Below are 17074 nucleotides of genomic sequence, written 5' to 3' on the forward strand. Positions count from 1 at the left end.
GAGGTGGAAATATGGTTTGGAAAGAACGTCTTTTAGAAATGGATGATTTACCAGTTATATTAGAATGGTATAACGATGAAGAATTACATAACATAGCGGATATAAAACCATTCAAGCGATATACAATCGAAGTGCTTCGTGAGTACTGGACTGAAAAATTGTCGCGTTCTTATGCAAGTTATCATGTAATAGTAGTGAAGGATGAAGTAATAGGTAGGGTCGGATTAAAAAAGACGAAATATGATGATACATATGTGATGGAATACTCTATTCTCATCGGCGTTTCGAATTTATATTCAAAAGGGATTGGGACGGAGATTACAAAGTATTTTATTAATAAATCATTTTTAGACCCTGATATAGAAGCAGTTCTATTGCAAGTTAGGGAAGATAATAAGAGGGCAATTCGTTGTTATGAGAAAGCTGGATTTAAAAAAATAAAATCGTATATAGAGAATGAAGTGAAAGTGTACGAAATGATTAAAGTTAAGAAAGAGGAAACAGTATCGAAAGAAAAAAGTATGTGTATTTAGTTCTGAATATAGCATGAATTAGGGAGAGTGAAGAAAATACATGAAACATAAAATTGCATTACTGGCAGATGTACATGGAAATGCAACTGCTTTAAAAGCAGTTATCGAAGATTCTATGAAAGAAAGTGTGACTGAGTATTGGTTTTTAGGAGATTTAATTATGCCTGGTCCTGGATCGAATGATTTATTTGAAATGTTAGAAAGTATTAACGTTGATACTTATGTACAAGGAAACTGGGAAGATAGCTTTCTTGATGTTCTTAATAAAAACATTGATATTGATAACGCAACTGATATTTATGTTTCTAGATTAGTTCAGTATCAATGTGAAAACTTGGATGAAAACTATATTAAGAAAATTAAAAATTTACCATTACAGATAACAAAACAGGTTAATGATTTATCGATCAGTATTAGTCATAATCTACAAAATAAAAATTACGGGGGAGATTTGTGGCCAACTAATAATCAGGAACAGTTTGACCGGTTATTTGATCGTGAATATGATATTGCGATTTACGCTCATACCCACCATCAATTGTTGCGCTATAGTAGCAATGATCAATTAATTATTAACCCAGGAACAGTTGGACAACCTTTTTACAAGTGGAATAAGCTAAACTCTGACTTACGTGCTCAGTATGCAATTCTTGAGATTGATGAGGCAGGGATTGCGGAGGTGAGATTTAAAAAAGTTTCTTATGATGTAGAAAAGGAATTAAAAAACGCTATTAGTAAAAATCTTCCTTATATTGATTTATATCGCGAATTGCTCGAGACAGGAAAAACTCATACTCACGATATTGAATTATTGCGAGAAATTAATGATAAATACAATTACAACGATGATGTAATTAAGTTTATCGAGAAAATCTAATAGGAATTTAATAGCACGAAATGAAAATTGTTGAATGAATTATAGATTAGTAATGATAATTACATAATCAAGAGCCATTTTAAAATGAAACTTATATGCAAACGATTTTTGCATCTTATATCGATTTAAAAAACAAGCATCTCCCAGTTTTACATATAAGGTAGGGGGATGCTTGTTTTTTTACGGCTTCACATCTAAGTTCTGTAAAAATAACGTTGCTGTTACGTAACGTTTCGCTAACATTTGTACATATGCGGTATGTACAGAAAGTGTGGCGATAATAATGGCGTTACGAATTGCTTCGCGTTGTTCGTTGTTAACTTGATCGAACTTGCTTGCAATTTTATCAGCTCTTTCTTTTACGATGTTTTCAATTGTATGGATTGTATCTGTTGCATTTAATTGTAAGCAATTCCCTTGATTGAGTTCTTCAAATAGAGAAGAGTATGCTCCATATAAATGAACAGGATTGATTAAGTCATCACTTCGATCGGCTGGGTCATTTACGATAAGGCGTAATAGCTTACGAATGGATTCAAAATCAAGTGCTGTTTTTAAATCTTCAACAATGAATAGTAAGGCTGCTTGTTCAATTGAATATTTTTTTCCTTTTTGAGGAGAGCCAATCATTTCTTTTATATCTCGTTTCACCCAGTTTTGCATGGCAGTTACAGAGAAACTTGTGTTTTCGATCTGATTGCCAAGCGCGACTATTTCATTTAAAGAGAAACCGACGTCTGTATCGTCAATTTTTATCAGTTTTTCAAAAATAGGTGAAAGTGCGGTAGTAATAAAAGCAGTTACGCTTTGTCCGCTTTCAATATCTTTTTTATGTGACTTTGCCCAAGCTTCTTGTAAAATACCGAGAGGCTTTTTCGTATTCCATCCTCTTAATGATAGAAGAAGGGTAGCCATTTCGTTTCGTGTGAGATGAAATGTTTCCATCTTTTCACCTCCATAAATAATAAAAAGTTCTTATGAACCTATAATATGTTTTGTTTCATTTAAAGTCAATTCTGTTTTGCTTAATTTTTCCTTTGTCACTAAACTGTCGGAAGTAAATAACACTTGCATATTTCGACAAAAGTTCATATAATAAGTTCATAAGAACCTTTAAAATGTTTTTAAAAATAAATCTATCATTCTGAATTTACTAGAAAGGTAGATTTCACATATATCTATATAAAAGGAGAATGGATATAATATGTTGAAAAAACTTGTAGCAGTCATGACAGCATTCATGGTTATCTTTGGAGCTAGTAGCTTCATGTTTGTAGATCACGCAGCAGCGAAGAGTTACAAATCTGGTAAAAAGTCATTTACACCAAGTTCAGGTCAAAAGTCAAAAGTTGATTTAAACAAAAAAGACTCAAATGTAAATTCTCAAAAAACGACTCCTGATTCAAAAACAAAAGCAACAAATACAGCACCAAAAAGTAATAAAGGAAGCTTTATGAAAGGTTTATTACTAGGTGGTCTCGGTGGTTTACTAATGGGTAGCTTATTTGCAAATATGGGAGCTCTTGGTTCTGTATTAGCATTTATGGTAAATATGTTAGTAATGGCTGGTATCGTAATGTTAGCAATTCGTGCATTTAAATACTTCAAAGATCAACGTAAGAAAAAGGAAGATGAAGTAGCATGGAAACGATAAAAATTTCTGAACAAGAACTGATCAATGCCCTTTGCGTATATATCGCTGAAAAAAGACAAGTTGGTCCAGAAGAAGTTTTAGTTGAACTTATGTACGACGATGACTATGGTTTTTCTGCTGAAGTAGAGGTAAATGGTCGCCAACAAATTTTAATTCAAGCGAACTTAATCGAAGCACTACGCTTATTACTTGACAGAGAATATAATGTCAATTCATTTGCGGCGAGATTACAACTTGAATTAGATGATGAAGAAGGTATTTACGCGTTAGCGAAATTTAATAACTCAGATGAGTAGGAAAAAGAGCTGTTGAGAGTATTCTCAGCAGCTCTTTTTAGTATGTGCATATGCAAGGGAATAATCACGCCATATTTCATTCATTTTCCGTCTACCGACATCAACACCTTGGTTAAATTGAATGGCAGCTTGTTGACGTACCGCATGTACATGTTGGATTGCTTGTTGCAATTGTTGTTCCACCGAATGGGATTTTTTATTTGCTTGTTTTACAATTGAATATCCAGCAACAGTTCCTTGTGCCATCGCGATTTTCCCGCTTTCAATGCCAGTTATATTACCAGCAACAAATAAACCGGGAAGAGGGGTTTCCATTGTTTCAGAATGGAGAGGAACATGCCCACCTAATTCCGGAATGTAACGGAACGGACAGCCAGCTACAGCGGCTAGTTCAGCGAGAGGATATAAGCCACCGGCAATACAAACGAAGTCTGCCTCATATATTTGTTCCGATCCGGTTACGATATTTCCTTTCGTATCAATATTAGCAATGCGTACACCTTCAACTTGATCTGTTCCGATAATTTCAAGAGCTGCTTTTCGAAGGTGAAGAGGTGTACCGTTTATTTTCATTCCGCTGTTTGGATAGAAGGTTAATCCGGCTTTTCGAATCCAGTCATATTTCATAAAATGGCTACCTATGCGTAGAAAAGCAGAAGGAGCGAGATGAGCCGCATTTAAAAGAGAATTTAAAACTTCTTCTGGTTCACCAGCCTGTTGACTTAATTCACTTTTTTCAGGAAGGACGATATGTTCCACTTTAATTCCTGCCAATTGTAATTCATTCAAAATAGCAAATGACAATATGTTAGCACCAATAATGATTCCTTTTTTCCCAACTTGCACACGATGTACATTCGTCATAACTTGAGCAGCGCCAATTGACATCACCCCAGGGAGTGTCCAACCAGGAAGAGGGATAGAGTACTCAGCAGCGCCAGTAGCAAGTAAAACGAAAGGTGCTTCTAATGTACCGATATTCGTATGGACGAACCAAGAACTTTCATCTTTATCTAAATTATAGACGGAAATGCCACATTGAATATTAACTGAAAGAGATTGTGCTTCTTCGTGAAGGCGTTTTGATTCTTTTATTCCATTCCACCATTCTCCAGTAGGTTCTTGATGTAATTGTCCTAACAATCTTCCGCCAGGCTTCATAAATTCATCAATAACAAGTACTTTTAGTCCAAAACGGGCACAAGAGATAGAGGCTGATAAGCCCGCGGGTCCAGCACCGATAACAATGACATCGTTCATCGTTTTTTCACCATCTCTCTCACGATATTTGGATGTTGTTTACCACTAATAACAACCATACCGTTTTCTACAACAGTTAAGCATGCTCGTACGTTTGCTTGATTGTTTACTGTGACGCGGCATTCAGAACAATGTCCAATATTACAGTAAATACCTCGTGGTGTCCCGCTATCTTCATGCACTCTTAATGTTCTTATTCCGTTCGCAAGTAAAGCAGCTGCAATCGTTTCATGTTCATATGCTTCATATTGTTGACCGTTAAATTGAAAAGGGATGCGATTACTATTATGTAAACTCCCTAAAATAGGGTGATGTGTAATTCTACTCATTTACTTTCACCTACCGATCCAAAAGTAACTGCTCGTACCGGTGGTTGATATTTCAATGGAATCTCCTTTGTAGTTACGCCTAGATTTGTATTTTCAATCATTCGATCAATCATCATTCTACATGTGCGGCCACCGCAAAATCCCATGCCAGCACGTGTTCTTAGTTTTAATTCTCTAGCCGAGCATTTATATTCAGCAATTGTCGATTGAAGTTGTTCGTATGTAACTTCTTCACATCGACAAACAATTAAGTGATCTTTATTCGTCATATGTATTCCTCCTCTAGTTCGGTTTGCACAAATTATATAATGCAAAAACTATGCCAATATAGAGGAGGGAAGGTTTATTGCAACCCAAGTTTTTTTAAACGGTTATATAAAGTGGCTCTCGTAACACCAAGCTGTTTCGCACATTCTAATTTATTTCCATTCAAAATGCGTAAAGCCCTCTCAATGACTTTTTTCTCATGTTCCTCCATCTCTTCTTGTAAAGAGAGGATTGTATTATTGTTGCTGAGTAATAGGGAATGAGACGTATGATTGTCTAACGTTTCAGTTGTATGAAATGGTAAATATTCTTGTTTTATAATACCGTCAGTCGCAAATACAACAAGTCTTTCAATAACGTTACGGAGCTCGCGAATATTACCTGGCCAATTGTAATGAAGCAGTTCATGCATAATGCTTGAAGGTAAGTCGCGAATGGGTCTGTTATAGTTTATTGAAAAATCGTTTAGGAAAGAATAGGTTAATTCAATAATATCTTCGCGTCTTTCGCGCAGCGGTGGAATATGCAAACTAACGACATTTAGGCGATAGTATAAATCTTCTCGGAACGTGCCTTTTCTCATTTCTTCTTGTAAATCACGATTGGTAGCAGCGATAATACGGAAGTCAATATGAATCTCTTTTTCTCCACCAACTCGGTAATATTTTCGTTCTTGTAGTACGCGCAAAAGCTTCACTTGCATATCGAGCGGCATTTCTCCTATTTCATCAAGAAATAATGTGCCGCCTTGGGCGAGCTCTATTTTACCTTTCTTACCTTTACTATTTGCACCAGAAAACGCCCCGCGCTCATACCCGAATAATTCGCTTTCAAATAACGCCTCTGGAATGGCACCACAGTTAATCGAAATAAAAGGTGCCTTCGCTGCCTCACTAGCTTCATGAATTGTTTTCGCAAATACTTCTTTTCCAACACCACTTTCACCGAGTATTAAAACAGTTGATTTCACCGAACAAACTTTTCTAGCTAATTGTATTGTTCTTTGTATAACAGGGCTCTTTCCATTCATCGCAAGAAAAGGATCTGATTCATCTTTATACTTTGCTACTTCTTGTTCTAAACGGTGCATTTCATGTGACATATTGAATAGTTTTTCATTTAATGCGACTTGATTTGTAACGTCAGTTTCTGAAACGACTGCTCCTATAATTTCACCGTTACAATAAACTGGATTTGAGTTAATTAATACGAACAAATCTGGACGAGGTTGATGGAACTGAGCGATTATACTTTTTCCATCATGTAATGATTGCAAAATTTCCAAATCTTTATAGTCAAAAAAACGAGTGATAGGTTGCCCAATAATTTCATTATGCTTGACTGAAAAGATCTTTTCGGCGCCATCTGTCCAGGTGCAAACGCGTTCTTTATCATCGATGACCGTAACGGAAGAATCCGTTGTTTGTATTACGGTGTTATAAAAAGAATGGAGTTCATTGTATGACTTAACAAGAAACGGGATGATTTGCTGAGCTGTTATACAGCATATAGGCTCTTTATTTTCGTTCATTATGATAACGACTATTTCATTGGAAAACGCGTCAATTAAAGCGGTGAATGAGTCATCTTCATATATTACTGCGCAGTTATATTTTTCTGTAGTAGAAGGGCGGTAATAATACTTTCCGTTAATTTGCTCAATATGTTGCAAGCAGTATGTATGATCAATGGATAAAATTTTTAGAAATTCTTTTATTGTGGGAAATGAGAATGCCATATTGTCCTCCTATTATGTATAAAAATTTTGACAGTGATAAAAAAATAATACACTTATTTGTGATAAATTTAAAATATTTTTACAAATAAAAATATTTTTTATAAAAATTGTATATATGTACAGTTGGCACGTCAATTGCATAAAAGAAAGTGAGAGCTTTAGGGGAAGGAGGAGTATTTTGTGAGGCACTGCGACGTTTTAATAATTGGCGGCGGTATTATTGGCTGCTCGATCGCTTATTACACTTCAAAATACGGAAGAGACGTAACAATCATTGAAAAAGGAGAATTTGTCAGCGGGACGTCTTCACGGTGTGACGGAAATATTTTGGCTATTGATAAAGACCCAGGATTTGATAGTCAAATGTCGTTAGTAAGTCAAAAATTAGTAACGGATTTAAGTGAAGAGTTAGAGCACTCATTTGAATATAGGGCACCAGGAAGTATTCTCGTATGTGAGTCGGATGAAGAGATGGAAGCAGCGCAGCAATGGGTGAATCGCCAAAAAGAAGCTGGTTTACCGTTTCGAATGCTTGATAGGCAAGATATAAGAGCGGAATCGCCATTTTTTGCAGATGATTTATTAGGCGGGTTAGAATGCGCAACAGATTCGACTGTAAATCCATATCTTCTTGCTTTTTCACTTCTTGCAGAATCGAAGAAATATGGTACGAAGGCTTTTAATCATACGGAAGTAAAAGAAATGAAAAGAGATATAGACGATTCCTTTATTGTGGAAACGACAAATGGAACGTTTACTGCGAAGCAAGTGGTGAACGCAGCGGGTGTGTGGGCTCCGAAAATCGGACAAATGTTGGATATAAATATCCCAATTGAACCGAGAAAAGGGCATATTATTGTAGCTTCAAGGCAACAACACGTTGGTTGCCGTAAAGTAATGGAATTTGGTTATTTAATTTCTAAATTTGGTGGAAAACGAAAAGTGGATGCTTTAACTGAAAAATATGGGGTAGCTCTTGTGTTTGAGCCGACAGAAAGCCAAAATTTTTTAATTGGTAGTAGTAGAGAGTTTGTAGGGTTTCATACGAGGATAAATAACGAGGTTATTAAATGTATTGCGAACAGAGCAATACGTTTTTATCCGAAAATGGCGGATATGATGGTGATTCGTTCATATGCTGGATTACGCCCGTGGACAGAAGATCATTTGCCGATTATTTCACGTGTGGAACATATCCCAAATTACTTTATAGCAGCAGGGCATGAGGGGGATGGCATTAGTCTTGCCGCAGTTACAGGAAAAGTGATTGAAGAGTTATTAAACGAAAAAGAAACAATCATTCCTATTGAACCACTTCGTTTGAGTCGTTTTACAGAAAGGGTGTTAAACGGATGAGGTCACAAAGAGTCTTTACGACGATTGATACACATACGGGTGGGAATCCAACGAGAACATTGATTAGCGGCCTGCCTAAGTTAATAGGCGAGACGATGGCAGAGAAGATGTTACATATGAAAAAGGAGTATGACTGGATTCGCAAATTGTTAATGAATGAACCGCGTGGTCATGATGTAATGTCAGGAGCGCTATTAACAGATCCGTGTCATCCTGAAGCAGATATTGGTGTTATTTACATAGAGACAGGTGGATATTTACCGATGTGTGGTCACGATACAATTGGTGTATGTACAGCTTTAATTGAATCAGGTTTAATTCCGGTAGTTGAACCGATTACCTCGTTAAAGTTAGACACGCCAGCCGGGTTAGTTGAAGTGGATATCTTTGTTCAAGATGGAAAAGCGAAAGAAGTCTCCTTTTGTAACATACCAGCTTTTTTATTGAAACACATTACTGTAGACGTCGAAGACATTGGAACTGTAGAGGCGGATATTGCGTATGGAGGGAATTTTTATGCCATTATCGATGCGAAATCAGTAGGGTTAGAGTTAGTACCAGAAAACGCATCTACAATCATAGATAAGGCAATTCATATAAGAAATATCATTAATGAGAAATTTGAAATCATTCATCCAGAGCATTCGTTTATTAGAGGATTAACCCATGTGGAGTTTTATACAGATCCTACACATGAAAGTGCGCATGTGAAAAATACAGTTGTCGTTCCGCCTGGAGGAATTGATCGTTCTCCATGTGGTACAGGAACATCAGCAAAGTTAGCGGTATTATATGCTAACCAAAAAATTGAGATTGATGAAGAGTTTGTTCACGAGAGTATCGTTGGCTCTTTATTTAAAGGTTGTGTCATAAATACGACAAATGTTGAAAATATTGAAGCTGTCGTAACGAAAATTACAGGTTCAGCTTGGCTTATGGGGATGCATAGATTTTTTTACAATGAAAAGGATCCACTGAAAGAAGGCTTTTTGCTAATTCCGCCGATGGAACATGAAACGGAGGATGTAAAATGAACATTCAAAAAATGTATACAGCAGTAGACGTACACGTAAATGGCGAGGCATTCCGTGTAATAAAAGATGTACCATGCAAGTACTACTACAATTTAGAACAATTAAACGAACAATTTTCAGGTGAATTAGCAGAAGAAATGCAGCTTTTATTAAATGAACCGCGTGGTTTTATCGGTTTAAATGGATGTATCGTCGTTCCTTCTATTCATCCGGAAGTCGATGCAGCTGTATTATTTTTTAATCATGAAGGGTCAATTCCTCTCCATTACGGAGGTATTGTCGCAGTCATAACGATGTTACTAGAAAGCGGCTATTTAAAAAAGAGAGAGACGAATCAATACAAAATCGAAACGTTATCTGGCATATTTTCAGTCCATGCGTATGTAGAGAATGATGAAGTTGTATCTGTTTCGTTTGAAAGTAAACTATGTTATTTGATTGAGAAAAATTTACAGGTTGGTAATATAAGTTACTCTCTTATACAGGCAGATAAAGTATACGCAGTTGTAGAAAAAGGTGCGTATTCTCCAGAAATTTGTATTGAAAACATTTCTGAGTTGAAAAAATGGGGAGAAGCTACACTCCAAACTATACAAAAACAGTCGCTAATAAAAAGGCTTATTTTAGTAGAGCCTTCGCAGAAAGAGAAGAACCATATAAAGTCGATTACCTTTCATGAAGATAGCTTTATCGTACGTTCGCCGGGGTTTGTCTCTACTATTGTGTCATTTGTTCATACGTTATTTAAAAACGATAGTATAGCGGATAAACCTTTTATAAATGAAAGTATATTTAATAGCTTTATAACAGTTGAAAAAGTGAAAAGGGAAGAAACGGGTTACATTTTCCGTTTTGAAAGTAGAGGTTTTATTACAGGGGTGCAGACATTTCTACTAGACCCTACAGATCCATTTCCAGCAGGATTTTTATTAAAATAAAATGGTAAGGGGAGAGATAAATATGAAAAATATTAAAGGGGCATTTCCAGTATTAATCACACCGATGGATGAGTTTCAAGAAATTAATTGGAACGGTGTAAAACAAAACGTAAACTACTTTATTGAGCAAAAAGTGGCTGGCATTATTATAAACGGAAGCACAGGAGAGTTTGTTAGTTTGTCAAAAGAAGAACGATTTAAAATGGTAGAAACAGTATTAAAAGAAGTTAATGGCCGTATTCCGGTTATTGTTGGAACTGCAGCAGAAACGACGAAAGAAACGATTGAATTTACAAAACATGCAGAAACGCACGGAGCGGACTGCGCATTAATTATTAACTCATACTATTGTAAGCCAAAAGAAGAGGAAATTTATTTTCACTTTAAAGAAATCTCAAACGCTGTAAATATACCAATTATGTTATACAATAATCCGTTTACATCTGGTGTTGATATGAGTACAGAACTCATGCTACGTATTGGAAAAGAGTGTGAAAATGTTACACATATTAAAGAATCTAGCGGAGATATTCGAAAAGCAAGAGATTTAGTAAGACAAGGCGAAGGTGCGTTTCAAGTATTCTGTGGATCTGAAGATTTAGTTATGGAATCTTATTTAGTTGGTGCGACGGGCTGGGTTTCAGTAGCAGGAAATATCGTACCGGGACTTGTTACAAAAATGTATGAGCATTTTCATAATGGTGAATTAGAAAAAGCTTGGGAAATAAACGACGCTATTTTACCTCTTTGCGAGTTTCTCGAAGGATCAGGAAAGTATGTGCAAATCGTGAAACGATCAATGGAATTACACGGGCAAGCTGGGGGGCCTTCTCGCTATCCGAGACTCAGATTAACTGAAGAAGAGGATCAAAAGCTTCAAATGATTATTTCAAAAATTGCAGCTCATGCAGCTGTTTAAATAAGGGGGAGAGCATATATGTTAACGAAAAACATTGAACTAAAACCAAAAGTGAAAGCGTTTTTAAATGAAGAAATTAAAATGTTTATTAATGGTGAATTTGTTCCTTCGATTAGCGGGAAGACGTTTGAAACATACAATCCAGCAACTGAAGATGTTTTAGCTATCGTATGTGAAGCACAAGAAGAGGATATCGATGTCGCAGTAAAAGCGGCACGATCTGCATTTGAATCAGGACCTTGGGCAGAAATGACTACCGCTGAAAGAGCACATCTTATTTATAAATTAGCAGACTTAATAGAAGAGCATGGAGAAGAATTAGCACAGTTAGAAGCTTTAGATAATGGGAAGCCATATCAAGTAGCACTGGATGATGATATTGCAGCGACTGTAGAAAATTATCGCTATTATGCGGGATGGGCTACGAAAATTATCGGGCAAACCATTCCGATTTCAAAAGATTACTTAAATTACACACGCCATGAACCTGTTGGCGTTGTAGGTCAAATTATTCCTTGGAATTTTCCGCTCGTTATGTCTTCTTGGAAAATGGGAGCTGCACTAGCAACAGGTTGTACGATCGTATTAAAACCAGCAGAGCAAACTCCTTTATCCTTATTATATGCAGCGAAACTTTTTAAAGAAGCAGGTTTTCCAGATGGTGTTGTAAACTTTGTGCCAGGTTTCGGCCCTGAAGCGGGAGCTGCAATTGTAAACCATCATGATATTGATAAGGTAGCCTTCACAGGTTCAACAGTTACAGGAAAATATATTATGCGTCAATCTGCAGAAACAATTAAACATGTAACGTTAGAACTTGGTGGTAAATCACCAAATATCATTTTAGAAGATGCTGATTTAGAAGAAGCGATTAACGGTGCATTCCAAGGTATTATGTATAATCACGGCCAAAATTGTAGTGCTGGATCTCGCGTGTTCGTTCACCAAAAACATTACGAAACAGTCGTAAATGAACTAGTAAAAATGGCGAATAACGTGAAACTTGGAGCAGGTATGGAGAAGGAAACGGAAATGGGTCCACTCGTATCTAAAAAGCAACAAGAGCGTGTACTATATTACATTGAACAAGGAAAAGCTGAAGGCGCGACTGTTGCTGCTGGTGGTGAACGTGCATTTGAAAAAGGTTATTTTGTACAGCCAACGGTATTCACAGATGTTACTGACGATATGACGATAGTTAAGGAAGAAATCTTCGGACCAGTTGTCGTTGTGCTTCCATTTGATTCGACGGAAGAAGTAATCGAAAGAGCAAATCGTTCGTCATATGGACTTGCAGCGGGCGTATGGACACAAAATATTAAAACAGGACATCAAGTTGCCAATAAATTAAAAGCAGGAACAGTATGGATTAATGATTATAACTTAGAAAATGCAGCGGCACCATTTGGTGGGTTTAAACAATCTGGTATCGGTCGTGAGTTAGGTTCATATGCGCTTGATAACTATACAGAAGTGAAGAGTGTTTGGGTCAATATAAAGTAATAGAGAGTCTAACTGTTAATGAATAGAGATACGGACAACTGGAAGATTTCATAATAGTTGTCCGTTTTCTTATATATAAAATAGTGTTCTAAAGAATGATAAGGGGGATTTGGATGGAGCAATTAGTAGAGTGGTTAGTAGGGCAAGTGTGGAGTATTGGTTTAGTTGTTTTCGCGTTAGGAGCAGGTGTGTATTTTACAATTGCAACTCGTTTTCTTCAAATTCGTTATTTTAAAGAGATGATTAAACTATTATTTGAAGGGAAGAGCTCAGAAACGGGAATATCATCCTTTCAAGCATTTTGTTTAGCTTTATCAGGTAGGGTTGGAATAGGTAATATTGCAGGGGTCGCGACAGCTATCGCTTTTGGCGGGCCGGGAGCTGTATTTTGGATGTGGGTAATGGCTCTTTTAGGAGCAGCTAGTGCCTTTGTCGAATCAACATTATCTCAAGTATATAAAAGTAAAGTTGGAAATGAATATCGCGGTGGTACACCGTATTTCATTGAAAAAGGATTGAAAATGAAATGGTTTGCAATCATTGTAGCGGTCGTTGTAACACTTTCATATGGTGTTTTATTACCAGGTATTCAATCTAGTAGTATCGCAGTTGGATTCGAAAACTCTAATGGGATTAGCAAATATATAACTGGTATATTGTTAGTCATATTATTAGCAGCAATTATTTTTGGTGGCGTAAAGAGAATTGCAGGCGTTTCTCAAATGCTCGTTCCATTTATGGCAATTGGATATGTAATTGTTACATGTATCGTATTAATTGCGAATGTAACGGAAATTCCAAGTATGTTCGCTTTAATTTTCTCTAGTGCTTTTGGTATAAATGAAATGTTTGGTGGAATCGTCGGTGCAGCAATTGCATGGGGCGTAAAGCGCGCTGTATTTTCAATAGCTGGCGTTGGAGAAGCGACGTATAGCTCTGCTGCGGCTGAAGTATCTCACCCAGCAAAACAAGGGTTAGTTCAAGCGTTTTCTGTATACATTGATACAATTATCGTATGTACAGCGACAGCTCTTATGATTTTAATAACAGGTATGTATAATGTTATACCGGAAGGGAAAAGCGCTATTGTAAAAAATATAGGGAATGTTGATGCTGGTCCAATCTATACACAACAAGCAGTTGAAACTGTTATGACTGGGTTTGGTCCATTATTCATTTCAATCGCAATCTTCTTCTTCGCATTTACAACTTTACTCGCATACTACTATATCGCTGAAACGACACTTACTTATTTAGATCGTGAGCTTAAATATAGTTGGTTAAAACCAGTTTTGAAAATTGGATTTTTAATTATGGTTTACATCGGTAGCATAGAATCAGCGTCGCTTTTATGGAATCTTGGGGATTTAGGAATTGGTAGTATGGCATGGTTAAACTTAATTGCGATTCTACTATTAAGTAAAATCGCATTAAAAGTGTTAAAAGATTATGAAGCGCAGAAAAAAGAAGGGAAAGATCCAGTATTTGACCCTAAAAATGTAGGAATTGAAGGTTTAACATTTTGGGAAGAAAGAAGTAAAGAGGTTCAAAGAAAAAACGTTAAAGAACAAGCGGTAGTGGATGATAGTCTGAAACTGTAGTTTAAATAAACTGAATATTCATTCTATTAAACAAGGTATATTGCCTTCTTTTCATCACATACTACAGTAGGTACAGATAATTTGAATGGGGGTAATAATAAGATGGAACACGAACAACATCATAGTTCAGTAAATGACGTTCTACATCATTATAAAGAAGGAATCGGTAGTTTTACAAACCAAATTCCTGAAATTGCTGAAACATATAATGCATTCACGCAAGCTTGTTTTCAAGAGGGTTCTTTAACAAAAAGGGAAAAACAACTTATTGCATTAGGAATTAGTCTAGCAACGCAAGATGAATATTGTACCGTTTATCATACAAAAGGGTGTCTTGATCAAGGGTGTTCAGATAAAGAAATTCTGGAAGCGTGTGGTGTATCAGCAGCATTTGCTGGTGGAGCTGCAATGAGTCAAGCGGTAACTTTAGTGCAAGAGTGTTTAACAGAACTGAAAAATCATAAGCATTGAATAGAAAAAAACGTTTTAAACTTTATGTTTAAAACGTTTTTTATGTGAAATTACATTTGTATTCATTTTAATATTTTATATCTTCATAAATCGAATTCTCTACATCAGGAAGAACTGTGTATATGCTTTTACCGATTAAAGCTTCTAATTCTTTCTTAATTGCATAAAACCCTTTCCAATGTAATGATGTATGAGACGTTGTACCGTGACGTAAACCAACGGAAATCAATCTTCTTTCCAGCGTAGTAAAACCATCCGCGTCAGCAAGAGCATCACAAAGAGTAATTACTTTATTGTATAAATCGTAGTTACAATGTTCAATCAATATTTCAACTAACTGGATTCTCATATGATCAGGAACGAGACTCCACTCCGCTGCGATATCTATATGTTCATTTTTGCATGGGAATGAGTGTGTAACACAAATAACAGCGTTTCCTGTATACCCTAAATCATTCATATACATATAACCATCATAGGAATGAATGACCGATTTGGTAAAACCTTTGTATCTTCCGATATCATGCAAAAGGGCAGCATTATATGCTATATCAGCATCTAGGTTATACCCATTTTTAATAAGTTCTATAATTATGTTTTCAGTTGCCTGAGCAACATTTATTGAATGTTCAAACCAAGGACCGGGGTTTTGTTCATATGCCCATTCGAGTAATTCTTTTGCATATGTTCTATCTACTATATATTTCATATCGTTATCCTTTCCCTAAAAAATCATGTTTTAAAGAATTTCATCTTAGTATATCATTATTCCTGCTTTAAAAATTGGTACAATGAAACAAAAGGGGGATTAGTAATGCAAAATTTAGTAATTGAAGAGATTAAGAAAATAAATGATGATATGGAAGAGCTTTCTGAACTTTTGAAAACGGTTGTAAATGATGGGGCGTCAATTGGTTTTTTACCTCCACTGGATCAAAAAGAATCAGCGAAATATTGGGAAACTGTTTTAGCACCAGAAGTGATCTTATATGTTGCTAAAATAAATAATGAAGTGGCAGGGAGTATTCAATTACATTTAGTTACAAAGCCTAATGGGATTTATAGAGCTGAAATTTGTAAGTTAATGACTCATCCAAACTTTAGACGTAATGGCATTGGACGTTCACTTATGCGCAAAGCAGAGGAACGAGCGAAGCAAGAAAACAGGACTCTTTTAGTGCTAGATACGAGAGAAGGAGATCCTTCGAATAAATTGTATAAATCATTAGATTATCAAGAAGCTGGAAAAATACCAGAATACGCAATTTCTCCAAATGGTAATTTAGATGCCACAGTTATTTATTATAAATTTTTATAAGTGATGATTAAAATGCTGTCATGCTTAAAATAATAAAGTTTGATTTTTAACACCGTCTATATTTCTCTAGCGATGTTATTTGAATTTAATTAATGTGCTAATTGAATTTGAGAAAGTTTTTAGAGGGTTCTTTTCGTAATGTTCCTCGACTTATAATGGATGTAGAGAAGATGACTAGGCAACTATAGTTATTTTCGCTTTATTATGGGAAAGGGGATGACGAGATGAAAACGAAAGGTTTACAGAAGGTGAAGAAAGTTATATTAAGTGGTGGGATATTACTTACAGGATTGTTAACTTTCGGTTTTTCAGAAAAAGCTTCAGCTCATGGATACGTAGAATCACCAGCGAGCCGTTCTTATTTATGTAAGCAAGGGGTGAATGTAAATTGTGGTCCGATTCAATATGAGCCGCAAAGTGTAGAAGGAATAGGTGGATTCCCGCAATTAGGACCTTCTGATGGACAAATCGCAGGAGCTGGCCATTTCCCTGCTTTAGACGTTCAAACAGTTGATAGGTGGAAAAAAGTTACGTTAAACGGCGGGACGAATACATTTAAGTGGAAACTAACCGCACCTCATAGTACGAAAGAGTGGAAATATTATATTACGAAAAAAGATTGGAATCCAAATAAGCCTTTAACGAGGTCTGATTTAGATTTAGTGCCTTTTTATGTGAAAAATGATGGAGGAGCTAGACCTGGAACTTCCGTAACACATGAAGCAAATGTGCCTACTGATAGAAATGGATATCACCTTATTTTAGCTGTGTGGGAAATAGCGGATACTGGAAATGCATTTTATCAAGTTATAGATGTTAACCTTGTAAATAACGGTTTAGCATCAAATAACGTGCTAAATCATGTAGCGCAAGTTCCTACTTTATTTTAAATAAAGTATACATTTCGATCATCTAATTCATTTTAGATGATCTTTTTTACGAAAAACGATGAAAAATATAGAAGAAAGTGCAATTATTTA

19 protein-coding genes are annotated in these 17074 nt (G+C 36.0%); 13 read left to right on the top strand and 6 right to left on the bottom strand.

Translation table 11 applies throughout. From position 1 onward, the window contains the following. The first annotated feature begins 11 nt into the window (after positions 1-11). Together QCI73_RS13450 and QCI73_RS13455 are read left to right on the top strand one after the other, a co-directional pair. Positions 12-533: a GNAT family N-acetyltransferase gene (locus QCI73_RS13450; RefSeq protein WP_000262122.1), complete on the top strand. Its 522-nt coding sequence runs from the start codon at positions 12-14 to the stop codon at positions 531-533. Positions 534-573: 40 nt separating this feature from the next. Continuing rightward, positions 574-1410 (top strand): metallophosphoesterase family protein, encoded by an 837-nt coding sequence (locus tag QCI73_RS13455; protein ID WP_353823120.1) that lies wholly within the window; start codon positions 574-576, stop codon positions 1408-1410. A 180-nt stretch (positions 1411-1590) separates the two neighbouring features. Here the strand turns inward: QCI73_RS13455 and QCI73_RS13460 are convergent, their stop codons facing one another. Next, positions 1591-2355, bottom strand: coding sequence for a DUF1836 domain-containing protein (locus tag QCI73_RS13460; protein WP_000447224.1), 765 nt, complete (start codon positions 2353-2355; stop codon positions 1591-1593). A 259-nt stretch (positions 2356-2614) separates the two neighbouring features. Between QCI73_RS13460 and QCI73_RS13465 the strand changes: the two genes are divergently transcribed. Next, positions 2615-3064 (top strand): hypothetical protein, encoded by a 450-nt coding sequence (locus tag QCI73_RS13465; RefSeq protein WP_000914477.1) that lies wholly within the window; start codon positions 2615-2617, stop codon positions 3062-3064. Then, complete coding sequence (locus QCI73_RS13470) at positions 3052-3360, top strand: YxcD family protein (RefSeq protein ID WP_000447759.1); 309 nt, start codon at positions 3052-3054, stop codon at positions 3358-3360. Before QCI73_RS13465 ends, QCI73_RS13470 begins: the two co-directional genes overlap by 13 nt. 24 nt (positions 3361-3384) lie before the next feature. Here QCI73_RS13470 and QCI73_RS13475 read toward each other — a convergent pair whose 3' ends face one another. The 4 genes from QCI73_RS13475 to QCI73_RS13490 form a co-directional block, all read right to left on the bottom strand. After that, on the bottom strand, positions 3385-4620 hold the full coding sequence (locus tag QCI73_RS13475; protein WP_353823121.1) for an NAD(P)/FAD-dependent oxidoreductase: 1236 nt from the start codon (positions 4618-4620) through the stop codon (positions 3385-3387). Continuing rightward, positions 4617-4949: a (2Fe-2S)-binding protein gene (locus QCI73_RS13480; protein ID WP_353823122.1), complete on the bottom strand. Its 333-nt coding sequence runs from the start codon at positions 4947-4949 to the stop codon at positions 4617-4619. The genes QCI73_RS13475 and QCI73_RS13480 overlap by 4 nt, the downstream gene beginning before the upstream one ends. Continuing rightward, positions 4946-5218: a (2Fe-2S)-binding protein gene (locus QCI73_RS13485; RefSeq protein ID WP_353823123.1), complete on the bottom strand. Its 273-nt coding sequence runs from the start codon at positions 5216-5218 to the stop codon at positions 4946-4948. The genes QCI73_RS13480 and QCI73_RS13485 overlap by 4 nt, the downstream gene beginning before the upstream one ends. 74 nt (positions 5219-5292) lie before the next feature. Next, positions 5293-6954: a sigma-54 interaction domain-containing protein gene (locus tag QCI73_RS13490; protein ID WP_353823124.1), complete on the bottom strand. Its 1662-nt coding sequence runs from the start codon at positions 6952-6954 to the stop codon at positions 5293-5295. A gap of 180 nt (positions 6955-7134) precedes the next feature. On the opposite strand from QCI73_RS13490, the gene QCI73_RS13495 reads away from it, so the two are divergent. The 7 genes from QCI73_RS13495 (at position 7135) to QCI73_RS13525 (ending at position 14776) form a co-directional block, all read left to right on the top strand. Beyond that, positions 7135-8310 (top strand): NAD(P)/FAD-dependent oxidoreductase, encoded by a 1176-nt coding sequence (locus tag QCI73_RS13495; protein ID WP_088298850.1) that lies wholly within the window; start codon positions 7135-7137, stop codon positions 8308-8310. After that, the gene (locus QCI73_RS13500) at positions 8307-9344 is read left to right on the top strand and encodes a proline racemase family protein (protein WP_001257530.1); all 1038 of its coding nucleotides are present in this window, start codon (positions 8307-8309) and stop codon (positions 9342-9344) included. Before QCI73_RS13495 ends, QCI73_RS13500 begins: the two co-directional genes overlap by 4 nt. Next, on the top strand, positions 9341-10282 hold the full coding sequence (locus tag QCI73_RS13505) for a proline racemase family protein (RefSeq protein WP_353823125.1): 942 nt from the start codon (positions 9341-9343) through the stop codon (positions 10280-10282). The genes QCI73_RS13500 and QCI73_RS13505 overlap by 4 nt, the downstream gene beginning before the upstream one ends. Positions 10283-10304: 22 nt before the next feature. Further along, the gene (gene dapA / locus QCI73_RS13510; RefSeq protein WP_353823126.1) at positions 10305-11201 is read left to right on the top strand and encodes a 4-hydroxy-tetrahydrodipicolinate synthase; all 897 of its coding nucleotides are present in this window, start codon (positions 10305-10307) and stop codon (positions 11199-11201) included. An 18-nt stretch (positions 11202-11219) separates the two neighbouring features. Beyond that, positions 11220-12704 carry an aldehyde dehydrogenase family protein gene (locus QCI73_RS13515; RefSeq protein WP_353823127.1) on the top strand — a complete coding sequence of 495 codons (1485 nt, stop codon included), beginning with the start codon at positions 11220-11222 and terminating at the stop codon, positions 12702-12704. A 113-nt stretch (positions 12705-12817) separates the two neighbouring features. Continuing rightward, positions 12818-14305: an alanine/glycine:cation symporter family protein gene (locus QCI73_RS13520; protein WP_353823128.1), complete on the top strand. Its 1488-nt coding sequence runs from the start codon at positions 12818-12820 to the stop codon at positions 14303-14305. Between the two features lie 102 nt (positions 14306-14407). After that, positions 14408-14776: a carboxymuconolactone decarboxylase family protein gene (locus tag QCI73_RS13525; RefSeq protein ID WP_000399705.1), complete on the top strand. Its 369-nt coding sequence runs from the start codon at positions 14408-14410 to the stop codon at positions 14774-14776. A 67-nt stretch (positions 14777-14843) separates the two neighbouring features. Here QCI73_RS13525 and QCI73_RS13530 read toward each other — a convergent pair whose 3' ends face one another. After that, entirely contained in the window at positions 14844-15485 is a 642-nt protein-coding gene (locus QCI73_RS13530) for an HD domain-containing protein (protein ID WP_076870764.1), read from the bottom strand. Between the two features lie 105 nt (positions 15486-15590). Here QCI73_RS13530 and QCI73_RS13535 point away from each other — a divergent pair, with 105 nt between their 5' ends. Both QCI73_RS13535 and QCI73_RS13540 read left to right on the top strand, forming a co-directional pair. Next, positions 15591-16094: a GNAT family N-acetyltransferase gene (locus QCI73_RS13535; protein WP_353823129.1), complete on the top strand. Its 504-nt coding sequence runs from the start codon at positions 15591-15593 to the stop codon at positions 16092-16094. A 224-nt stretch (positions 16095-16318) separates the two neighbouring features. After that, complete coding sequence (locus QCI73_RS13540; RefSeq protein ID WP_000850063.1) at positions 16319-16984, top strand: lytic polysaccharide monooxygenase; 666 nt, start codon at positions 16319-16321, stop codon at positions 16982-16984. Positions 16985-17074: the final 90 nt, after the last annotated feature.

The sequence above is a fragment of the Bacillus cereus group sp. MG16 genome, from assembly GCF_040459875.1.
Lineage (GTDB): Bacteria > Bacillota > Bacilli > Bacillales > Bacillaceae_G > Bacillus_A > Bacillus_A paranthracis.

Bases quoted from the DNA above. Each gene is read 5' to 3' on its own strand.
- QCI73_RS13450 (WP_000262122.1), top strand. From the start codon at position 12: ATGGTTTGGAAAGAACGTCTTTTAGAAATGGATGATTTACCAGTTATA.
- QCI73_RS13455 (WP_353823120.1), top strand. From the start codon at position 574: ATGAAACATAAAATTGCATTACTGGCAGATGTACATGGAAATGCAACT.
- QCI73_RS13460 (WP_000447224.1), bottom strand. From the start codon at position 2,355: ATGGAAACATTTCATCTCACACGAAACGAAATGGCTACCCTTCTTCTA.
- QCI73_RS13465 (WP_000914477.1), top strand. From the start codon at position 2,615: ATGTTGAAAAAACTTGTAGCAGTCATGACAGCATTCATGGTTATCTTT.
- QCI73_RS13470 (WP_000447759.1), top strand. From the start codon at position 3,052: ATGGAAACGATAAAAATTTCTGAACAAGAACTGATCAATGCCCTTTGC.
- QCI73_RS13475 (WP_353823121.1), bottom strand. From the start codon at position 4,620: ATGAACGATGTCATTGTTATCGGTGCTGGACCCGCGGGCTTATCAGCC.
- QCI73_RS13480 (WP_353823122.1), bottom strand. From the start codon at position 4,949: ATGAGTAGAATTACACATCACCCTATTTTAGGGAGTTTACATAATAGT.
- QCI73_RS13485 (WP_353823123.1), bottom strand. From the start codon at position 5,218: ATGACGAATAAAGATCACTTAATTGTTTGTCGATGTGAAGAAGTTACA.
- QCI73_RS13490 (WP_353823124.1), bottom strand. From the start codon at position 6,954: ATGGCATTCTCATTTCCCACAATAAAAGAATTTCTAAAAATTTTATCC.
- QCI73_RS13500 (WP_001257530.1), top strand. From the start codon at position 8,307: ATGAGGTCACAAAGAGTCTTTACGACGATTGATACACATACGGGTGGG.
- QCI73_RS13505 (WP_353823125.1), top strand. From the start codon at position 9,341: ATGAACATTCAAAAAATGTATACAGCAGTAGACGTACACGTAAATGGC.
- dapA (WP_353823126.1), top strand. From the start codon at position 10,305: ATGAAAAATATTAAAGGGGCATTTCCAGTATTAATCACACCGATGGAT.
- QCI73_RS13515 (WP_353823127.1), top strand. From the start codon at position 11,220: ATGTTAACGAAAAACATTGAACTAAAACCAAAAGTGAAAGCGTTTTTA.
- QCI73_RS13520 (WP_353823128.1), top strand. From the start codon at position 12,818: ATGGAGCAATTAGTAGAGTGGTTAGTAGGGCAAGTGTGGAGTATTGGT.
- QCI73_RS13525 (WP_000399705.1), top strand. From the start codon at position 14,408: ATGGAACACGAACAACATCATAGTTCAGTAAATGACGTTCTACATCAT.
- QCI73_RS13530 (WP_076870764.1), bottom strand. From the start codon at position 15,485: ATGAAATATATAGTAGATAGAACATATGCAAAAGAATTACTCGAATGG.
- QCI73_RS13535 (WP_353823129.1), top strand. From the start codon at position 15,591: ATGCAAAATTTAGTAATTGAAGAGATTAAGAAAATAAATGATGATATG.
- QCI73_RS13540 (WP_000850063.1), top strand. From the start codon at position 16,319: ATGAAAACGAAAGGTTTACAGAAGGTGAAGAAAGTTATATTAAGTGGT.